Source organism: Methylobacterium sp. CM6241 (genome assembly GCF_054817845.1).
This window is the reverse complement of sequence record NZ_CM139246.1, coordinates 1,966,346-1,986,556: the sequence shown is the minus strand read 5'-3', so window position 1 is coordinate 1,986,556 and position 20,211 is coordinate 1,966,346. Positions and strand designations below refer to the sequence as shown.

General features: G+C 65.7%; 19 protein-coding genes. 14 read left to right on the top strand and 5 right to left on the bottom strand.

What is annotated here, in order from left to right; all coding sequences use genetic code 11:
- Positions 1-2: 2 nt before the first annotated feature.
- The 11 genes from rpsR to ACYQR9_RS09165 all read left to right on the top strand — a co-directional run bounded on the left by rpsR (position 3) and on the right by ACYQR9_RS09165 (position 12,058).
- A complete protein-coding gene (gene rpsR / locus ACYQR9_RS09215) occupies positions 3-293 on the top strand; it encodes a 30S ribosomal protein S18 (protein ID WP_461229392.1) in 291 nt (96 codons plus the stop codon).
- Positions 294-490: 197 nt separating this feature from the next.
- A complete protein-coding gene (locus ACYQR9_RS09210; RefSeq protein WP_461229391.1) occupies positions 491-1,555 on the top strand; it encodes a hypothetical protein in 1,065 nt (354 codons plus the stop codon).
- A gap of 67 nt (positions 1,556-1,622) precedes the next feature.
- On the top strand, positions 1,623-2,186 hold the full coding sequence (gene rplI / locus ACYQR9_RS09205) for a 50S ribosomal protein L9 (protein WP_056140488.1): 564 nt from the start codon (positions 1,623-1,625) through the stop codon (positions 2,184-2,186).
- A gap of 405 nt (positions 2,187-2,591) precedes the next feature.
- A complete protein-coding gene (locus tag ACYQR9_RS09200; protein ID WP_056254796.1) occupies positions 2,592-4,079 on the top strand; it encodes a replicative DNA helicase in 1,488 nt (495 codons plus the stop codon).
- 266 nt (positions 4,080-4,345) lie between these two features.
- Positions 4,346-5,512, top strand: coding sequence for an alanine racemase (gene alr, locus ACYQR9_RS09195; RefSeq protein ID WP_461229390.1), 1,167 nt, complete (start codon positions 4,346-4,348; stop codon positions 5,510-5,512).
- Between the two features lie 188 nt (positions 5,513-5,700).
- Positions 5,701-7,137 (top strand): DNA repair protein RadA, encoded by a 1,437-nt coding sequence (gene radA, locus ACYQR9_RS09190; protein ID WP_207413177.1) that lies wholly within the window; start codon positions 5,701-5,703, stop codon positions 7,135-7,137.
- A 130-nt stretch (positions 7,138-7,267) separates the two neighbouring features.
- Positions 7,268-7,867 (top strand): CvpA family protein, encoded by a 600-nt coding sequence (locus tag ACYQR9_RS09185; protein WP_419951895.1) that lies wholly within the window; start codon positions 7,268-7,270, stop codon positions 7,865-7,867.
- A 180-nt stretch (positions 7,868-8,047) separates the two neighbouring features.
- Positions 8,048-9,538 carry an amidophosphoribosyltransferase gene (gene purF, locus ACYQR9_RS09180; protein ID WP_018045057.1) on the top strand — a complete coding sequence of 497 codons (1,491 nt, stop codon included), beginning with the start codon at positions 8,048-8,050 and terminating at the stop codon, positions 9,536-9,538.
- 8 nt (positions 9,539-9,546) lie between these two features.
- The gene (locus ACYQR9_RS09175) at positions 9,547-10,290 is read left to right on the top strand and encodes an SDR family NAD(P)-dependent oxidoreductase (RefSeq protein ID WP_461229389.1); all 744 of its coding nucleotides are present in this window, start codon (positions 9,547-9,549) and stop codon (positions 10,288-10,290) included.
- A gap of 180 nt (positions 10,291-10,470) precedes the next feature.
- Positions 10,471-10,878, top strand: coding sequence for a dihydrofolate reductase (locus ACYQR9_RS09170; protein ID WP_056432367.1), 408 nt, complete (start codon positions 10,471-10,473; stop codon positions 10,876-10,878).
- 55 nt (positions 10,879-10,933) lie between these two features.
- The gene (locus ACYQR9_RS09165) at positions 10,934-12,058 is read left to right on the top strand and encodes a carboxylate-amine ligase (RefSeq protein WP_461229388.1); all 1,125 of its coding nucleotides are present in this window, start codon (positions 10,934-10,936) and stop codon (positions 12,056-12,058) included.
- 3 nt (positions 12,059-12,061) lie between these two features.
- Here ACYQR9_RS09165 and der read toward each other — a convergent pair whose 3' ends face one another.
- The 3 genes from der to ACYQR9_RS09150 form a co-directional block, all read right to left on the bottom strand.
- Positions 12,062-13,420, bottom strand: coding sequence for a ribosome biogenesis GTPase Der (der, locus tag ACYQR9_RS09160; RefSeq protein WP_056432361.1), 1,359 nt, complete (start codon positions 13,418-13,420; stop codon positions 12,062-12,064).
- A gap of 65 nt (positions 13,421-13,485) precedes the next feature.
- Positions 13,486-14,199 (bottom strand): tetratricopeptide repeat protein, encoded by a 714-nt coding sequence (locus tag ACYQR9_RS09155; RefSeq protein ID WP_461229387.1) that lies wholly within the window; start codon positions 14,197-14,199, stop codon positions 13,486-13,488.
- Between the two features lie 127 nt (positions 14,200-14,326).
- Entirely contained in the window at positions 14,327-14,932 is a 606-nt protein-coding gene (locus ACYQR9_RS09150; protein ID WP_461229386.1) for an NnrU family protein, read from the bottom strand.
- A gap of 108 nt (positions 14,933-15,040) precedes the next feature.
- Here ACYQR9_RS09150 and ACYQR9_RS09145 point away from each other — a divergent pair, with 108 nt between their 5' ends.
- Positions 15,041-16,210: a hypothetical protein gene (locus tag ACYQR9_RS09145; RefSeq protein WP_461229385.1), complete on the top strand. Its 1,170-nt coding sequence runs from the start codon at positions 15,041-15,043 to the stop codon at positions 16,208-16,210.
- Positions 16,211-16,326: 116 nt separating this feature from the next.
- On the opposite strand, the gene ACYQR9_RS09140 is transcribed toward ACYQR9_RS09145, so the two are convergent.
- Entirely contained in the window at positions 16,327-17,298 is a 972-nt protein-coding gene (locus ACYQR9_RS09140; RefSeq protein WP_461229384.1) for an OmpA family protein, read from the bottom strand.
- A 215-nt stretch (positions 17,299-17,513) separates the two neighbouring features.
- On the opposite strand from ACYQR9_RS09140, the gene ACYQR9_RS09135 reads away from it, so the two are divergent.
- Both ACYQR9_RS09135 and ACYQR9_RS09130 read left to right on the top strand, forming a co-directional pair.
- Positions 17,514-17,813, top strand: a complete 300-nt coding sequence (locus tag ACYQR9_RS09135; protein WP_056432350.1) for a hypothetical protein — start codon at positions 17,514-17,516, stop codon at positions 17,811-17,813.
- Positions 17,810-18,241: a PIN domain-containing protein gene (locus ACYQR9_RS09130; protein WP_461229383.1), complete on the top strand. Its 432-nt coding sequence runs from the start codon at positions 17,810-17,812 to the stop codon at positions 18,239-18,241. The genes ACYQR9_RS09135 and ACYQR9_RS09130 overlap by 4 nt, the downstream gene beginning before the upstream one ends.
- 426 nt (positions 18,242-18,667) lie before the next feature.
- On the opposite strand, the gene ACYQR9_RS09125 is transcribed toward ACYQR9_RS09130, so the two are convergent.
- Positions 18,668-19,870 carry a hypothetical protein gene (locus tag ACYQR9_RS09125; RefSeq protein WP_461229382.1) on the bottom strand — a complete coding sequence of 401 codons (1,203 nt, stop codon included), beginning with the start codon at positions 19,868-19,870 and terminating at the stop codon, positions 18,668-18,670.
- Positions 19,871-20,211: the final 341 nt, after the last annotated feature.

Sequence of the window (20,211 nt, the reverse complement as noted above, 5' to 3'; positions counted from 1 at the left end):
CCATGGGTTTCGGTGCTGGACCTGGTGCGGCTCCTGCCGCTGGTGGTGGTGGTGGTGGTGCGGGCGGCGGACGTCGTCCCTTCTTCCGTCGTCGCAAGACCTGCCCGTTCTCGGGCGCGAACGCTCCCAAGATCGACTACAAGGACGTCAAGCTCCTGTCGCGCTACGTCTCCGAGCGCGGCAAGATCGTGCCGTCGCGCATCACGGCGGTGTCGGCCAAGAAGCAGCGTGAACTCGCCCAGGCGATCAAGCGCGCCCGCTTCCTCGGCTTCCTCCCCTACGTGATCAAGTAAGACCATCGTCCTGGCTCGGTTCGATCCGGGCCAGGACGCCCGCCGCCCGCGCGGCGACGCAGAATCTTCACTTCCGCTGCCACAGGTCGGCGGAAACATTCTTCGTATCGGCCGCATGCGCGCTGCCGGACGTCGTTGGGGCGAAATGAAACGCCTCTAACCCTGCCCTTTTCGGGGACAGCGGGACAGCGGGATCGATGACACAGTTTCTCGGTATCGGCATCGGCGCGGGCCTCGTCTCCGCACTCCTCTTCGGCGTCCTGCTGAAGGGCACTTTGCTGTCGATCGTTCTCTACCTGCTCGCCCCGCTCCCGATCCTGATCGTGGGCCTCGGCTGGAGCCACAAGGCCGCCCTCGTCGCTGCGATCACGGGCGCCATCGCGCTCTCCTTCCTGCAGCCCTTCCTCGGCCTCGGCTTCCTCGCCTATCTGGCGCTGCCGGCCTGGTGGCTGGCCTATCTCGCCCTGCTCGGCCGCCCGAATGCCGACGGCACCATGGAATGGTACCCGACCGGGCGGCTTCTCGCCTGGACCGCCGGCACGGCCGGGCTCGCCTTCGTCGCCATCGCGGTCATCGCGTCGCCGAACTTCGAGACCTTCCAGACCCAGTTGCGCGGGATGACGCGCACGCTGGTGACGATGCAGGGCAAGACCCGTGCGACGCCCCCCGCCGCTGCACCTGCAGGAACCCCTTCGACGACGGGGAACCCCTCGGCCTCCGAGAGTCCCACGCCCACAGAGACGCCCGCGACCCAGGTGGAATCGGATACGAAGACGGCGCCCTCCGCCGAACCCGGCACCGACCAGCAGAACGCGGTGGCGGATGCCCTGGCGACGATCGCCCCCGGACTGGCGACGCAGGGTCTTGCCGTGCTGCTCACCTTCTATCTCTGGGCCGCGGGCCGAATCGTGCGCATTTCCGGCCGCTTGCCTCGGCCCTGGCCAGACATCCCCTCCACCGCGATGCCGCGCTCCGTCCTCGGCATCCTGGGAGCGGCCTTCGTGCTGGCCCTGGTGCCGGGCTATCCGGGCGTCCTCGGCGTTTGCCTCATCGGTGCGCTGACCGCCGCCTTCGCCATGCAGGGCCTCGCCGCCTTCCACGACCGCAGCCGTGGCCGGCCCGGACGCATGGCCCTCCTGTTCGGGCTCTATCTGATCCTGTTCTTCACGCAGGGCGTCGCCCTTTTCGCCCTGACGCTGTTCGGCCTCGCCGACACCGCCTTCAACCGGCGCCGTCCCAAGGAAGACGCCGGACGAACCTGAGGCCCGTCTCCCGCGTCACGCGGCCGGATCTCTCTCGACACACCCAACCCCAGCAAGGACCAAGATCATGGAAGTCATCCTCCTCGAGCGCGTCGCCAAACTCGGCCAGATGGGCGAGACCGTGAACGTGAAGCCGGGCTACGCCCGCAACTTCCTTCTCGCCCGCGGCAAGGCCCTGCGCGCCACCGCCGGCAACAAGAAGCACTTCGAGACCCAGCGCGCGCAGCTCGAAGCCCGCAACCTGGAGCGCAAGACCGAGGCCCAGTCCGTCGCCGAGACCCTCGAGGGCAAGAGCTTCGTGCTAATCCGTCAGTCGGGCGAGACCGGCGTGCTCTACGGTTCGGTCTCCACCCGCGATCTCGCCGAAGTCGTCACCGCCGAGGGCTTCACCGTCGGCCGCGATCAGTTCGCCCTCAACCAGCCGATCAAGACGCTGGGACTGCACAACGTGCCGGTGGTGCTGCACCCCGAGGTCGAGGTGACCGTCACCGTCAACGTCGCCCGTTCGCCGGAAGAGGCCGAGCGTCAGGCCCGCGGCGAATCGACCACCGAGCGTGAGGCGTTCAACCTCGACGACCTCGGCCTGGAAGTCGGCGCCGCTCTCGCCGAAGCCGGCGACGACCGCGAGTAAGCATCCCCGCGAGAGCGGTGGAGAACGGGGATCGTCGTCCGAAGGGGTTGACTGGTTCCCGATTTGTTCCAGCATAGCGCCTGTCATCCCGAAAGGGGTGGCAGGCGTTTTTCGTGTTCGGACACACGCACTCCATCCCACCCGGCCACCTCATCCTGAGGTGCCGGAGCACAGCGGAGGCCTCGAAGGAGGCCTCCAGTTCGCGCGTCGGGTTCCGAAGCCCTCCTTCGAGGCCCGCTGAAGCGGGCACCTCAGGATGAGGTGAGAGGGTGGCGCGAAAGGCGCGTCGCGCGAATCGGCTAAGGTTCGGCTAACCATGCCTGGGCCATGGTCTTGCGGTAGCGGAATGATGCGGCGACGGAATCGCCGCGCGGTGTCGAAGAAGTCGGAGCCTCGAGTCAGCCCATGGCCCTGCCCAACGCCCTGACGGCAAACCTACAGAGCGTCACGCAGGAGTTCCGCGTCGCGCCTCACAACATCGATGCGGAACAGGCGCTGCTCGGCGCCATTCTCGTCAACAACGACGCCTATTACCGGATCTCGGACTTCCTCCTGCCCGAGCATTTCATGGAGGATGTCCACCGCAAGATCTTCGAGGTCGCCGCCTCGCTGATCAAGGTCGGCAAGCTCGCGACCCCGATCACGCTCAAGACCTATCTCGGTGACGCCGATCTCGGCGGCCAGACGGTGATGCAGTATCTCGCCCGCCTCGCGGCCGAGGCGACCACCGTCATCAATGCGGGTGATTACGGCCGCACCATCTACGATCTCGCCATTCGCCGCCGGCTGATCACCATCGGCGAGGATCTGGTCAACGGTGCCTACGAAGCACCGGTGGAATCCTCGCCCCGCGACCAGATCGAGGGCACCGAGCGCCGGCTCTACGAGCTCGCCGAATCGGGCAAGTACGATGGCGGCTTCCAGAAATTTTCCGATGCGCTCACCGCCGCCGTGGACATGGCCGCCAAGGCCTACCAGCGCGACGGCAAGCTCTCGGGCATCGCCACAGGCCTGTCGGATCTCGACGCCAAGATGGGCGGTCTGCAATCCTCCGACTTGATCATCCTCGCCGGCCGCCCGGCCATGGGCAAGACCTCGCTGGTGACCAACATCGCCTTCAACGTCGCCAAGGCCTATCGGGGCGAGAAGCAGCCCGACGGGCGGATCGAGACCAAGAACGGCGGCATCGTCGGGTTCTTCTCCCTCGAAATGTCGGCCGAGCAGCTGGCGACCCGCATCATCGCCGAGCAATCGGGCGTGCCGTCCTACAAGATCCGCCGCGGCGACATCCGGCCGGAGGACTTCTACAAGATCACCGATGCCGCCCGGGACATGCAGACGATCCCGTTCTACATCGACCAGACCGGCGGCATCTCCATCGCGCAGCTCGCCGCCCGCGCCCGCCGCCTGAAGCGCCAGAAGGGTCTCGACCTCCTCATCATCGACTATCTGCAGCTGCTCTCCGGTTCGGGTAAGCGCAGCGACAACCGCGTGCAGGAGATGACCGAGATCACCACCGGCATGAAGGCGCTGGCCAAGGAACTCGCGGTGCCGATCATCGGCCTGTCGCAGCTCTCGCGTCAGGTGGAGAATCGCGACGACAAGCGCCCGCAGCTCTCCGACCTTCGCGAATCGGGCTCGATCGAGCAGGACGCCGACGTGGTGATGTTCGTGTTCCGCGAGGAATATTACGTCAACAACAAGAAGCCGCGCGAAGGCACGGAGGAGTTCTTCGCCTGGGAGGCGGAGATGAACCGCGTCCACGGCAAGGCCGAAGTCATCCTCGGCAAGCAGCGCCACGGCCCCACCGGCACGGTGGAGCTGCAGTTCGACGCCAACATCACGCGCTTCTCGGATCTGGCCAGCGAAGACCGGATGCCGGAGCGCATGTGATCGGTTCCATACCGCCGAGTGAGGGTGACCCTCTTCCTTCTTGTGGGGAGGAGTTGGAGGCGGGGATCGGTCCCCTAGCCTCAGCCAATCGAGGGGCCCCCAATCACCCCCGCTCCTAACCTCTCGCCACAAGGCTGAGATGGACGCGGCCCGCTTGAAAGAGTGGATGTAAATCCTTTAGCGCCGCCCTGAGGAGCGAAGGGCGCTACAGAGACCGTCGACTCTATGGTCCACCCTGCGAGAGACGGTAGACTCCGCTTCCTCACATGAGATTTGCAGGCAGCGGAGACTGCCCCATCACCGCGCTCGAACGAGATCCTGCAATGTCGATCGCTCATCCGGAGGCCGCCATTCACGGCGCCCGCCTCACCATCGACCTCGCGGCCATCGCCGAGAACTGGCGCCGGCTCGGCGCGCAGGCCCCGCATATCCCCTGCGCCGCCGTGGTGAAGGCCGACGCCTATGGCTGCGGCCTGGCCGTGGTCGCACCGGTCCTGTGGCAGGCCGGCTGCCGGACGTTCTTCGTCGCCCATGCGAGCGAGGCAGTCACCGCGCGGTCGCTCCTGCCGGACGCGACGATCTATGTCCTCAACGGCTTGGCTCCTGGCAGCGGCCCCACCCTCGCCGCGCACGCCCTGCGCCCAGTCCTCGGATCGCGCGAGGAACTCGACGAATGGGCGGCTCTGGGGGCGGAGATGGGCCGGCCGCTCGCCGCCGCCCTCCATGTCGATACGGGTATGAACCGCCTCGGCCTGACCGTACCCGAAGCCCTGGCTCTCGCCGGAGACCCGATCATCCCAGCGGCGGGGATCGACCTGCTGATGAGCCATCTCGTCAGTGCCGAACGGCCCGACGAGGCGATCAACCGACGCCAATGCGAGGACTTCGATGCGGTACGCCGCGCCTTTCCGGGCATTCCGGGTTCGCTCGCGAATTCTTCCGGCTGCTATCTCGGCGCAGGCATCGCGAACGACATGCTCCGGCCGGGCTACGCCCTGTTCGGCGGCAACCCGATGCCGTGGCGGTCGAACCCGATGCGGCCGGTCGTCCGCCTCGAAGCGCGGATCGCCCAGATCCGCGACGTGGAGACGGGGGACAGCGCCGGCTACAATTCCCGCTGGACCGCTCCCGGTCCGCGACGGCTCGCCACCCTCTCCATCGGCTATGCCGACGGGTATCCGCGCTCGGCGAGTGGTCGCGGCCATGCCCTCGTCGGCGGGGTGCCCTGCCCCATCGTCGGCCTGATCTCAATGGACCTCATCATCCTCGACGTCACCGATGCGCCTGAGGCCCGTCGCGGCGAACCGGCGGTTCTCATCGGTGATTCCCTCGATGTGGACAGTGTAGGCCACGCCGCCGGCACCATCGGCTACGAAATCCTGACCGGCCTTGGTTCACGATATGTTCGTCGTTATGTAGAGTCTACCGACTGATCCGGCGATTCCAAATCCACCGCCTCATCCTGAGGTGCCGAAGCGAAGCGTAGGCCTCGAAGGAGAACTCCAGATAGCGCCGCCGGCCCTGGAGGTCTCCTTCGAGGCCCGCTGGCGCGGTCACCTCAGGATGAGGGCGCGGGTTGGATGGCCGCAGACTGTCGTCCGTGCTTCCTCAAAAGGCGATCATGGCCAAGATCCACCAGACCTTCGTCTGCCAATCCTGCGGCGCCGTCTACAATCGCTGGCGCGGGCGCTGCGAAGCCTGCAACGGCTGGAACACGATCGTCGAGGAAACGGGCGCGAGCGGCCCGCAGGCCGGGCCGGTCAAGACGCGGCCGAGCCGGGCGCGGGGGCGGGTGTTTCCTCTGGAAGGGCTCACCGGCGAGGCCCGCGAGGCCCCGCGCATTCCCTCCGGCATCGGCGAGCTCGACCGGGTCACCGGCGGCGGCTTCGTGCGCGGCTCGGTGATTCTGCTCGGCGGCGATCCCGGCATCGGCAAGTCGACCCTGCTGATGCAGGCCACCGCCGCCATGGCGCGCACCGGCGAACGGGTCGTCTATATCTCCGGCGAGGAGGCGGTGGCGCAGGTGCGGCTACGGGCCGAGCGCCTCGGCCTGTCGAGCGCGTCGGTGGATCTCGCCGCCGAAACCAATGTCGAAGATATCGTCGAGACCCTCAGTCAGGGGCGCCCGCCGGCACTCGCCATCATCGATTCGATCCAGACCATGTGGACGGAGACGGTGGAATCCGCCCCCGGCACGGTGACCCAGGTCCGATCCTCGGCCCAATCGCTGATCCGCTTCGCCAAGACCACCGGGACGGCGGTGATCCTCGTCGGCCATGTGACGAAGGACGGTCAGATCGCCGGTCCCCGCGTGGTGGAGCACATGGTCGATGCCGTCGCCTCGTTCGAGGGCGACCAAGGCCATCACTTCCGTATCCTGCGCGCGGTGAAGAACCGCTTCGGCCCCACCGACGAGATCGGCGTGTTCGAGATGACCGATCGGGGCCTCGCGGAGGTGCCCAACCCCTCGGCGCTCTTCCTCGCGGGACGCGACCATGCGGCACCGGGCACGGCGGTCTTCGCCGGCATGGAGGGCACGCGGCCCCTGCTGGTGGAGATCCAGGCCCTGGTAGCGCCCTCTTCCCTCGGCACGCCGCGCCGCGCCGTGGTGGGCTGGGATCCCAACCGCCTGTCCATGGTGCTCGCGGTGCTCGAGGCTCATGGCGGTATCCGGCTCGGCACCCACGACGTCTATCTCAACGTCGCAGGGGGCCTGCGCATCACCGAACCGGCGGCGGATCTCGCGGTGGCAGCCGCCCTGGTGTCGTCGCTGTCGGGCGCGGCCCTGCCGGGTGAGACCGTCTATTTCGGCGAGATCGGTCTCTCGGGAGCGATCAGGCCGGTGGCGCAGGCACCGTCGCGGTTGAAGGAAGCGTTGAAGCTCGGCTTCGCCAAAGCCGTCACGCCACAGGGACGCAACGAGGTCGGCGACAATTCCCTACCCACGGAAGCCCTGCGCCACATTGCGGATCTCGTGGCCGGCATCGCCAGCGGCGCGCCCAAACGCGGCCGGCCCGAGCGCAACCCGGCGCGATACGAATACGAAGACGACGAGTGAGGCCGGCGAAGGGAGGGCGTACCGGAGGGTGACGGCCGAGTTTCCGCACGATATACAGGCGCGGCGGCGAGGGGGAGCCGCACGAGCAGGCCATCGTCAGCCCCTCTGCCCCGTGCGACCATACCAATCAATGCCGTTTTCCGTTCTCGATCTGGCCGTTCTCGGCATCGTCGTCATCTCGGCCCTTCTGGCCGCCGTCCGCGGCGCGACGCGCGAGGTTCTCGCCATCGTCGCCTGGGTCGCCGCCGCCGCGGTCGCGTGGAAGCTCTATCCCCTGCTGCTGCCCACGGTGAGCCAGCACGTCTCCAACGCCACCGTGGCGCTGGTGGCCTCCATCGCCACCATCTTCCTCCTCACCCTCGTCATCGTCTCGATCATCACGGTGAAAGTCTCCGACATGATCCTCGATTCGCGCATCGGCGCGATCGACCGGTCCCTCGGCTTCGTCTTCGGCGCTGGGCGCGGCTTCCTCATCTGCGTGATCGGCTGGGTGTTCCTGGCCTGGCTGGTCCAGGGCAAGATGCCTGATTGGGCAGCGCAGGCCCGCAGCCGCCCGATGCTCGAGAAATCGGGCGACGCGCTGGTGGCGCAGCTGCCGGAGAACCCGGAAGGGTTCCTGAAGCAGTTCAAGAAAGCCAAGGGCGACGGCACGGCGGACCCGGTCGAGCCGGCCGGTGAGGGCGATACGGCGCCCGCGCAACGCCGGACGGAGTCGCCTGCACGACGCTGACCTTCTCACGCAGCGCGTCTGATCTGCGTGGCAAGCCGCTTGGTTGCGGAACCAAGGCCGACTAAATGACGGCTTCTTGCAGGAAGCAGCCGTCGTCATAAAACGGTCGCAGGATGCAAGCCGGTCCGTGGACGGTGCCGAAACCGGCAGCGGCGGGCCACCTTAGGATCGCAGAACCAGATGTCAGCACGCAGCGCGAGCGCCCGCCATTCGGTCGACGTGGTGGATGGGCTGGACCGGGACGGGGACACGCTGCGCGAGGAGTGCGGCGTCTTCGGCATTTTCGGCCATCCGGACGCCTCAGCCATCGTGGCGCTCGGCCTCCACGCCCTCCAGCACCGGGGCCAGGAGGCGGCAGGCATCGTCTCCTTCGACGGGCACATCTTCCATTCCGAACGCCGGCCCGGCCTCGTCGGCGATTCGTTCTCCGACCGCTCCACCATCGAGCACCTCGAAGGCTCGGCCGCCATCGGCCACGTGCGCTACTCGACGACCGGAGGCACGATCCTCCGCAACGTCCAGCCGCTCTTCGCCGAACTCGCCAGCGGCGGCCTCGCGGTGGCCCATAACGGCAACCTCACCAACGCCCTCTCCATCCGCCGCGATCTCGTCCGCGACGGCGCGATCACGCAGTCGACCTCCGACACGGAAGTGATCCTGCACCTCGCCGCCCGCAGCCGCGCGCCCCTGATCGTCGAGCGCTTCACCGAAGCCCTGCGGCAGGTCCAGGGCGCCTACGCCATCGTGGCGCTGACCAACAAGAAGCTCATCGGTGCCCGCGACCCCCTCGGCATCCGCCCGCTGGTCATCGGCGAACTCGACGGCCGCTACATCCTCGCCTCGGAAACCTGTGCTCTCGACATTATCGGCGCGAAGTTCATCCGCGACGTGGAGAACGGCGAGATCGTCGTCATCTCCGAGGAGGGCATCGAATCGATCCGGTTCGCGCCGGCGCAGCCGATGCGCCCCTGTATCTTCGAGTACATCTACTTCGCCCGGCCGGATTCCGTGGTGAACGGCAAGAGCGTCTATTCCGTCCGCAAGAATATCGGCCACGAACTGGCCCGCGAATCCGCCACCGCCGCCGATGTGGTGATTCCGGTGCCGGATTCCGGCGTGCCGGCAGCCCTCGGCTTCGCGCAGGAGACCGGCCTGCCCTTCGAGATGGGCATCATCCGCAACCATTATGTCGGGCGCACCTTCATCCAGCCGACCCAGTCGGTGCGTGAACTCGGCGTGCGGATGAAGCATTCGGCCAACCGCGCCGTGGTGGAAGGCAAGCGCATCGTCCTCGTGGACGACAGCCTCGTTCGCGGGACCACATCGGTGAAGATCGTGCGGATGATGCGCGAGGCCGGTGCCAAGGAAGTGCATTTCCGCATCGCCTCGCCGCCGATCACCTATCCGGATTTCTACGGCATCGACACGCCTGAGCGCGAGAAGCTGCTCGCCGCCACCCACGACCTCGAAGGCATGCGCCGCTATATCGGCGCGGACTCCCTGGCCTTCCTGTCGATCGAGGGGCTGTACAAGGCCATGGGCGAGGAGAGCCGGAATGAATCCTGCCCGCAATATACCGATCACTGCTTCACGGGCGACTACCCGACCGGCCTGACCGACCTCGCCATCGCCGGGCCGAAGCGTCTCGCGATGCTCGCCGAAGCGGATTGATTCGACCGATGACGACGAAGCCCCTCGACGGCCGCATCGCCCTCGTCACCGGCTGCTCGCGCGGCATCGGCCGGGCGGCGGCCCTGGCCCTCGCCGAGGCCGGCGCGCACATCGTGGCCGTCGCCAGGACGCAAGGGGCGCTGGAAGAACTGGACGACGCGATCCGGCAGGCGGGTTCGAGTGCAACGCTGGTTCCCCTCGACCTGACCGATTTCGATGCGATCGACCGGCTCGGCCTAAGCATCTACGAGCGCTGGCAGAAACTCGACGTGGTCGTGGGCAATGCCGGCATCCTCGGCAATCTGACGCCCCTCGGCCACGTGACGCCCAAGACCTGGACGCAGGTGATGGACATCAACGTCACCGCCAACTGGCGCTTGCTCCGCTCCGTCGACCCGCTGTTGCGGAGGTCGGATGCGGGCCGCGCCATCTTCGTCACCTCCGGCGCCGCGCAGAAATGCAAGGCCTATTGGGGGCCGTACTCGGTCTCGAAGGCCGCTCTCGACGCCCTGGTGCGGACCTATGCGGCGGAGACCGAGACCACGCCGATCAAGGCCATGCTGCTCAATCCCGGCCCCCTCCGTACATCCATGCGCAAGGCGGCGATGCCGGGCGAGGACGAGACGACACTGAAGACTCCGGACGACCTCGCCCCGCATTTCGTGCGGCTCGCGAGCCCGGATTGGGATCAATCGGGCAAGATCTACGATTTCCCCAGCGACCGGGTGCTGACGCCGCAGATGGCGGCTTAGCTTTTCTGTCACCCATAACCTGCCCGCGACCTCATCCTGAGGTGCTGGAGCGAAGCGAAGGCCTCGAAGGAGGGCTCCAGGACTCGCAGTGCGGTCTGGAGCCCTCCTTCGAGGCCACTTCGCGGCACCTCAGGATGAGGTCGGTGGCGGGAGTGACCCGCCTTCATTGAGGTTTCCATCATGATCGACGTTCGCTGCATCTGCGCCATCGGCCTGCGCGGCCAGTTGGGCCTCAACGGGCACCTGCCGTGGGAGGGCAACACCGATCCGCTCTTCGTCGAGGACGTGACGCGCTTCTTCGCACTGACCATGGGGCACGTGCTGATCGCCGGGCCGAAAACCGTGGCCTCCGTGCCGGACTTCGCCTTCAAGGACCGCACCATCGACGTCATCCGCAGCCACGAGGACCCGGAAGAGGTGCTCAAGCGCTATCCGGGCCGGCGCATCTTCGTCGGCGGCGGCATCACGGTCTGGAACGTCTACGCCAAGTACATCCAGAACTGGGACATCACCCGCCTGCCCTATGACGGCGAGGCCGACCGCTGGTTCGATCCGGCCTGGCTGGTGGGTGGCGCATTGCGAAGCTGAGGAGCAACGACCTTTCGCCCTACGAGTTGATGGAGGTCGCTCGCAGGATGATGGCATGACCGCGCATAGCTACCGTTTCGGCATCGAGGAGGAATACTTCCTGGCCGATGCCGAGACGCGAGGGACGCCGCGGCGGTCGGTGAAGCCGTTCCATACCGAAGCGAGCGAGCGTCTGCCCGAGATCGGGCGCGAGATGTTGCAGTGTCAGGTAGAGGTCTGCACCCCGCCCTCCACGGAGTTCGGCGAGGCGCGCGAGATCCTCGCCGGGCAGCGCGATGCCCTCGGGCGGCTGGCCAAGAAACACGAGCTTATGGTCTTCGCCGCCGGCACCCATCCGGTGGCGGATTGGGCGCGGCAATTGCCGACGAAGGGCGAGCGCTATCGCGGCATCCTCAAGGATGTGGGCCTCGCCGGCCGCCGCAGCCTGATCTGTGGCATGCATGTCCATGTGGAAGTGCCCGATCCCGCGGCCCGGATCGACCTGATGAACCGGCTTCTGCCGTTCCAGCCCCTGCTCTTCGCGCTCTCGGCCTCGTCGCCGTTCTGGCAGGGCAAGCCGACGGGGCTCACCGCCTACCGCCTGAGTGCCTTCGGTGAATTGCCCAGAACGGGGTTGCCACAGCTCTTCTCCGGTCCGGAGGCATATGAGCGCTATCTGCGGATCATGACCAAGGCCGGTTCGATCCAGGATGCCAGCTTCCTGTGGTGGTCGCTTCGTCCGTCGATCAAGTTTCCCACGCTGGAGCTTCGCGTGGCGGATTCCTGCACCCGGCTCGAGGATGCTCTCACGGTGGCGGCACTCTTCCGCTGCCTCGTGCGCTGCGTCGTGCGCCAGCCGGACCTCAACGCCGATCTCGACGGCGTCTCTCTCGCCCTGGCCGAGGAAAACCTCTGGCGCACCCAGCGCAGCGGCACCGAGGCCGAGATCATCGACGAAACCAGTGAGGATGCCCTCCCCTTCGCCGACGCCCTCGACAAGGTCCTGGCCCTCATCGATGCGGATGCCGATGCGCTCGGCTGCGGCGCGGAGGTGGAGCGCGCCCGCACCATCGTGGCGAAGGGCACCAGCGCCGACCGCCAGATCGCCGTGTTCGAAGCCGCGCGCGAGAAGGGTCGCACCAACCGCCAGGGACTGGACGACGTGGTGGATTGGCTGAGCGAAACGACCTGCGGGTCGTGAGGTTCAGCCCTTGTTGTCCTTGTCGAACGGGTTCTTCGAGGTGCGCAGGGACAGACGGATCGGCACGCCGGGCAGGTCGAAAGCCTCGCGCAGGTTGTTGACGAGATAGCGCGTGTAGGATTTCGGCAGGCCGTCGAGCTGGTTGCCGAACAGGGCGAAGTGCGGCGGGCGGCTCTTCACCTGGGTGGCGTAGCGGATCTTGATGCGGCGGCCGGCGACCGCCGGCGGTGGGTTGCGCTGGGTCGCCGCGCTGAGCCAATCGTTGATCTTGGAGGTGGAGACGCGGCGGTTCCAGACCTCGAATGTCTCGGTCACGGCCTTCATCAGCGCGTCGATGCCGTCACCGGCCAACCCCGACAATGGAACCACGGAGACACCGCGCACCTGCGGTAGCAGGCGGGTGCAATCCTCCCGCAGCTTCTTCAGCAGGCCGGGCTGGTCCGCCACGAGATCCCACTTGTTGAGGCCGATGACCACAGCCCTGCCCTCGCTCTCGATGAGATCGATGATGGTCAGGTCCTGCTTCTCGAACGGGATCGTGGCATCGAGAAGCACCACCACCACCTCGGCGAAGCGCACGGCGCGCAGGCCGTCCGACACGGCGAGCTTTTCGAGCTTGTCGTCGATGCGGGCCTTGCGGCGCATGCCGGCGGTGTCGTGGAGCTTGATGCGGCGCCCGCGCCATTCCCAGTCGAGGGAAATCGAATCCCGGGTGATGCCCGCCTCGGGGCCGACGAGCAGGCGCTCCTCGCCGAGCATCCGGTTGATGAGCGTGGACTTGCCGGCATTGGGGCGGCCGACGATGGCGACCTTCAGCGAGCGATTCGACGGGTCGTCGTCGTATCCCTCCTCCTCGTCGTCGAGCTTGGGCAGAGCCTCGGTGAGTGCGTCATGCAGCTCGCCGATGCCCTCGCCATGTTCGGCCGAGAACGGGATCGGGTCGCCGAGGCCGAGGGAGAACGCCTCGTAGGCGCCGGACAGGCCGGTGCCGCCCTCGGCCTTGTTGGCGACGAGCACCACCGGGCAGCCGGCCCGGCGCACCAGTTCGGCGAAGGGCTGGTCGGCGGGGAGGATGCCGGCGCGGGCATCGATGACGAACAGCACGACGTCGGCTTCGAGGATCGCGGCTTCGGTCTGTGCGCGCATGCGGCCGAGCAGCGAATCGGCATCGGCCTGTTCGAGCCCCGCCGTGTCGATGATGCGAAACACCAATCCGCCGAAGTTGACGTCGCCCTCGCGCCGGTCGCGGGTCACGCCGGGGCGATCGTCCACGAGGGCGAGCTTCTTGCCCACCAGACGGTTGAAGAGGGTCGACTTGCCGACATTCGGCCGTCCGACGATAGCGACGGTCGGCATGTCCATGGTGGTCTCGATTCAGTCGTCGTACGGAGAAAATTCGTCGTGCAGGCGTCGTGCCGAAATTCGGCTCAGCGCGTCACGGGCGGGGGTGCGGCCGGCTCGGAAGCGGGAGCCGCGGTCACCGTGACCGGACCGCCGGCCACGAGGGCAGCATAGACCTCGATACGCTGGCGCAGGTTCGCCGGCGTCTGCGGATCGGCGACGATCTGGTCGAACCAGCGCCCGGCGGCATCGTATTCGCCGCGCTTCAGCGCCACGAGTCCGAGCATTTCGCGAGCGGTGTGGCGGAACGCGCCGGTCGGGGCGGCGAGCCCCTGGAGACTGGCGAGCGCGGTATCGGGATTCTGCTGGTCGAGTCGGATCAGGGCGGCGCGCAGGCGGGCGAGGTCGCGCAGGCCATCGCTGAGCTGGGTGTCGGCGGCCAGCGCATCGTACTCGGTCGCGCCGGCGGCGGCGTCGCGCTTGGCGGTCTCGGTGGCGGAGCGGAACCGGGCCAGCATCCGGTAACCGCCCGGTGCATCGGCTTCCAGCGCCTCGAAGGCTTTGTCGGCCTCCATACCCTTGCCATCCTTGGCGAGACGATTGGCGGCCTCGAACTTCTCCGACGCCGCTTCCGCACGAACGCGCTGATCGTGCTGCCAGTAGCGATAGCCCCCGACGCCGGCCACGACGAGAATCGCAACAGCGATGATCAGACCACTGTAGCGCTTCCAGATCCGGGCGACCTGATCACGGCGATAGTCTTCGTTGACCTCGCGGATGAACTCGTTGTTCTCGGCCATATCGTCTCACGCCGACCGCGATACGATCGACGGCCTTGAGGAAAATCCAAGCCCGGCGCGTAGCACAGCGCAGCCGGCTTGGCGACTGGATAGCTTGGAGAGCGGCGAGCGGTGAGTGCGGCCGGTCTCAGGCCTGCCCCGGCCAGGCCGCCACGCCGATGAGCAACGGGTGGAGATATTTGGCGAAGGCGAACCAGACGACGAAGCCGACAACGAGTGCGATCGCATCGTTGCGCCAGCCGGCCGGGGCCGCGACGGCGCCGTGCTGGGCGGCCACCGCGCCAGCCGACAGGGCGCGGCGCTTGGCGTTGATCCTGGCGATCACTGCCCAGGCGAGGAAGCTACCGAACAGCAGGATCGAGCCGAGGTCGCCATTGGCGAGGAGATGGGCCGTCGCCCAGATCTTCACCGCCAGCAGCATCGGGTGCTTGGCCCGCGCCCGGATGTGGCCGGGCAGGTAGGCGGAGGCCAGAGCGATGAAGGCGAGGAGCGTCAGCAGCAGCGCGAGATGGCGCGTCCAGACCGGCGGGTTCCAGACCTGGATGTAGCCATCCGCGCGGTATTGTCCGAAACCATAGGCGATGAGCACGATGCCGACGATCGACAGCACGGTATAGCCGAGCTTGAACCGGCTCTCGCCCACCTCGTCGATGACGCCCGCGCGCTTTGTCCTCAACATGGAAAAGGCATGCGTGCCGAGGAACAGCACGAGACCGAGGATGAGGATGAGCATGAAGGGCCTTCGAATCGAGCCTGTGGATCGCGGGAGCCGCGCCAGGCCGGGTGAAGCAGACTGTAACGGTTCAAAACCCAAACCGGCGCGGATGTCCAGGCTCATCCGATGACGCGGCTTCTCGCGCTCCTCCTGCTCGTCCTGCTTCCTCAAGAGGTCGCGGCGCGGTCCGAACCGCCGCTTTCCGCCCTCACTCTCGTCGGAGCGCCGACGACGATCTTCAAGGCCGGTCGCGATGCCTGCGACGGGGCGGACGTGCCGGACGCCTCCGCCCGAGCCTTCCGCGACTCAGCGGGCGGCATCGCCCTGTTCGGCATGCATTACCGCAACCGGGCCCTGCGCGGACCGAGCCTCGACCAGTTGAAGCTCGACTGCGCCGTGGGGCTCGATTCCGGCGAGAAGGCCGATCCGGCGGCCTATGACGACCGCTCCTGGATCACGGCCACATGGACCGACGACGGCAAGGCCGTCTCGGCCCTCCTCCACCACGAGTACCAGGCCAACGAGCACGAGGGCCGCTGCCGCTCGAAAGTCTATATCGAGTGCTGGTACAACACGATCGTCGCCGCCTCCTCCGGTGATGGCGGGCGCAGCTTCACCCGCGCCAGGCCCCCTGCGGTGGTGGCCGGGGCGCCGTTCCGTCAGGAGGTCGGACAGGGCCGGCAGCGGGGCTTCTTCAATCCATCGAACATCGTTGCGGACGGGCGCTGGCACTACGTGCTGATTGCCACCACCGGCTGGTCTTCCGGCGGCAGCGAGCAATCCGCCGGGGCCTGCCTGTTCCGCACCGACACGCTGTCCGATCCGACGCGCTGGCGGGCCTGGACCGGGCTCGGCTTCACCGCCGCCTTCCCCGATCCCTACACCAAGCCGACCCTGCTCACCGAACCATGCAAGCCGTTGGAGCCGTTCGGCCTGCCCGTGGGCGCAGTGGTGCGCCACCGCGGCACGGGGGCCTGGATCGCCGTCTTCATGGCCGCGGCCGGCGCCAAGGTTCCGCAATCCGGTTTCTACTGGACGACGTCACGCGACCTCCTCACCTGGGATCAGCCGCGCCTGCTCCTCGCTGGCTCCACGCTCTACGACGATCCCTGCACGGCCAAGGGCGACCTCATCGCTTATCCGTCGATTCTCGATCCACAGGCGACCGGCCGCAACTTCGACGATGTGGGCGACACCGCCCTCCTCACCTACGTGACGCTGCGCCGGGAGGGCTGCCAGGTGACCTCGGACCGGGACCTCGTCCGCAGACCATTGGCGCTCAAGGTCTGGCCGTAAGGCGGAAGCGGATCGTCATCACGGCCGGCCCGTATTCGGCATGGGGCGGACTTCGCCACCGAGATCGTGCCAGTGGAGAGGAACCCGCCGGGCCGGCGGCATCGCACGTCTCCGTGTCAGAACTTCACCAGTTCCACGCGCCGGTTCTTCGCCCTGCCCTCCTCGCTGCCATTGGAGGCGACCGGGCTGGCGGCCCCGAAGCCCTTGGCTCTCAGCCTCTCCTTCGCGACGCCCGACGCGATGAGCCTGGCCATGACCGCCCTGGCGCGGCCATCGGAGAGCGACTGGTTGTACCCGTCGGACCCGGTCTCGTCGGTGTAGCCGTTGATCGCCAGCTTGAGACCGGGATTCGTCTTCAGCAGGCTCGTCACCGCTTCGATCTGAGCCGCGGAATCCGGCAGGATCGCGGTCTTGTCGGTGGCGAAATTGACATGGATCACCGCCCGCCCGGTCTTGTCGATGTCCTGTTTCAGCTGCTCGGCGGGCAGCAGGGAGGCGGTCTGGGCGAACGGCTTCGTCTCGAGGATGGTCCAGCTCGCGTTGCTGCTGCCGGGGACGAAATGCACCCAGATCTGCCGGTCCGGACGGCGGATCACCCATGTCTGCGTCCGTTCGGAGTAGACGTTGCCGAGGCCTTCATACATGCCCATCTTGACCTCCTCCGGCAGGGTATCGGTCACTGAGGTGGGCATCTGGCTGTCGGTGAGCTTTCGTCCGCCCGCCTGGGTCAGCACGGCCTCGATGTTCTTCTTCAACTCATAGGACGAGTAGGTCTTACCGTCCTTGGCGCCGATGAGGGACAGGAAGACCTTGCCGTCGACATCGTGGAGCGCGGTGCCCGTCCAGAACGGAAAATGCCCGAATTCGCGGGACTCTGGCGGGTTCACCGGCTGGTAGCCCGCGGGCAGCGCGAAATAAGGAAAGCCGCCGAGGGGCACGGTCGAGACGGGAATGTCGTCGAGCGCCACGGCGCCCGGTATGGTCCCTCCCCCGGGAGACGATGGACCCGCGACCGGCTCGGCCCTGCTTTCGCTCACGGCATAGGTGAGCGCCAACAGAATCCAGACCAGCTTCAATGCTCTCATCATCCACTCCGGCACGATGACGGCGCCGACAGACCGGGCCGTCGTCGACGGACACTCGGGAAGGCAGGCCTTCAGGGGGCGGCAAGAGATGCCACCCCGGCGCCCGGTGTCGAGTCGGACGGATGTCCGATGGACCCCGACCGCCCCCTTTGCCGACCACGCGACCTTGCTGCCCTCGGCCGCACTGGCTATATTACTGGATACATCTGGAGCCGATCATGGGAAGTTCGCAGAATCGCGCCATCCGGAATTATCGCTCTCGCCTTGGCGAGCGTGGCCTCGCGCGTTTCGAAGTGCTCGGACGAGATACCGATCGCGACCTCATCCGGTCGCTCGCCAGACGCTTGTCCGAAGACACGCCCGAAGCCTCGGAGCTTCGTGCGACCGTCAGCCAGTCGATCGCTGGCGCTCCGCCCAAACCAGGCGGCATCCTCGCTGCGTTGCGGCGTTCGCCCCTGGTGAATGCGGAACTCGATCTTTCCCGCCCCCTTGAAGAGGGACGCAAGGTCGACTTATGACGCGCTATCTCTTGGACACCAACATCATCAGCAACGTCGTCAAGCCGCAGCCGTCGGACTCACTTCTGGCGTGGATGTCGACTCAGCGCGATGAGGACCTATTCATCGCGTCATTGACCGTCGCTGAAATCCGCCGCGGGATTTTGGAGAAGCCACGGGGGAAAAAGCGCGAGGCGCTCGAGAGATGGTTCTCCGGACCGGAAGGACCCCAAGCGCTGTTTATGGGCCGTGTCCTCTCGTTCGACGACAAAGCAGGCCTGATCTGGGCACAGCTGATGGCGGCGGGGAAAGCGGCCGGCAACCCGCGCAGCGGGCTCGACATGATCATCGCCGCAATCGCCGGTGCGAATGACTGCGTGGTCGTCACCGACAACGAAAAGGATTTCGCCGGAGTCGAAATCCTCAATCCTATGCGCGGAGCGATCTGATGCGGCGCCGGAATCCCGAAGGGCTCGAAACGGCGAATTTTATCCCACTCTCTCAGCGTGTCGTGGAGCGATCCGGCGCAACGACGGCATCAGGGGGAAGGGCGGCCCTTCACTCCCACTCGATGGTGCTTATCAGCCTTAGCTGTTTGATTTATATGGAAAAAATTTTCTTCGCTCTGAAAGCTTCCGTCGCTGAGACCGTCAAACGGGTATGGCTCTTGATTTCAAAAAGAAATTTGGGCGATTTGCAGATTTCTCGCTTTCGCAGACAATCGATATCAATCGGTCAACTTCTTCCGATCCTCCATCAGCCGTAGGTCTACCGACGTAATCAAAAATTACCGTCAGGCTTTAGCGGTGACAACCTAAAGAGACCCGGTCAACAATTAAGGTCCGCTCATCTCTGAGCAAAAAACTCACAGCCTTTCATTCGATTTCCAGAGCGCCATTTACTCCGTTGGCATCATCGATATCGACCAACTCGGCCAGCCGTTCAAAAGTCGCGATCAAGACCTCTATGAGGCGATCATAGAGATCGGTCAGTCCCACGCTGGCGTCGATGCCCAGCCGATCCACCACGGTTCTAAACACGGCACGCTGCCTCTCGGCCGAGGTCAGATGCGAGTAGGCGACCCGCAGGTCGTAGAGCACGTAGAGTGGGCTCAACAGGCTGTTGATGTCTTCCCCGGGTAGCGCGCGCTCCAACAAGCTTTGAAGGCGCTTGAGGCTGCCGAGGCTCTTAGGGTCACCGCCCAACGACTTGAGCACTTCCCCTAGCGCGGCGTTGTCGAAAGACTCGATGTAGATCTTGTTGAGGGTGTCGGCGACGTGGCGCCGCTCCTTCTCGGTGTCGACGACGGGCCCATTGAACGCAAGGGCTAGGTTCATGACCTCATCGTCCAGATGCGCGATCTTCTTGGTGAAGCGCTTGACATTCGCTTCGATGAAGGCCGACCTGGCCTTAAACAGGCGATCCTCCCGCGAGACCGCTGTGAAAACGCATTCGATCTGGCCTTCATAAAACTCGCTGCCGATCGAATGGTCGGAGGGGACGTTCTCCGAGCGGAGATAATACTGCTCGGATTCCGGCATCTTCGCGATGTCGCCCAACCACATTACCACCAGGCCGTTCTTGTTGATGCCGAACGAGATGTATTCCTCACCGGTATAGATCGTCCCGTAGGTCGTGGACGCGAATTGCACCCGATACGACGGCGAATTATCGTATTTAAGCAGAACGTCCCGCTTAAAGAATACGGGCGTCAGAAACCCAACGTCGAATGGTCGATGGAGGCCGGGGATGTAAAAATAGTCGTCAGGGTCATAAAGGAACGGCACCTTGGCGAATTTGAACTCGTTTTTGCGCTTCTTTCGCACGCAGGCGAAAACGGGCGAACCGGCTTCGACCGCGCGTTTATGGCAATCGATCAGCGCCAAACGGGATAAATCCGGTAGGTGGTCCTTACTGCAAGCTGAGCACCTAAGGACCGGCAGCCCATCGATTTGAATGCGAACGCCGGAGAATTCCTCGTCGTATCGGGAAAACTCCAAGTCGAGCAGCTTGCCGCAGTCGTCGCAGTAATTTCTCTGAACGAAGCCCGCCTCGGGGATGAGGTCTTTGATGTGCATCGTTTATCAGCTCGTCATAGGGTTTCGCGCAGGCGCTCGTTCACCGATTCCGGTTCCAAGAGGGCAAGAACGCGTCAGAATCACGAGCAGAAAGCGTGATCATTTTGCCGACTTCCGGCGTGTGCGCAGGCAGGTTCTCAATTTGCTTTTTAGCCTTCATCGACCATGATCCCATTCCTAACCTCTGCGTTTGGGCATATGCTTCCAAGAGGGGCACACCAGGGCTTCATCGCTAATCAACTTTTGGCTTAGACGCTTCGCTCCGGACAAGATAGTAAGTCATAGAAGGGTCCGCCGTGCCCGGGATTTCGACCGTCGCATTTTTTTGCGCAACAAGATTC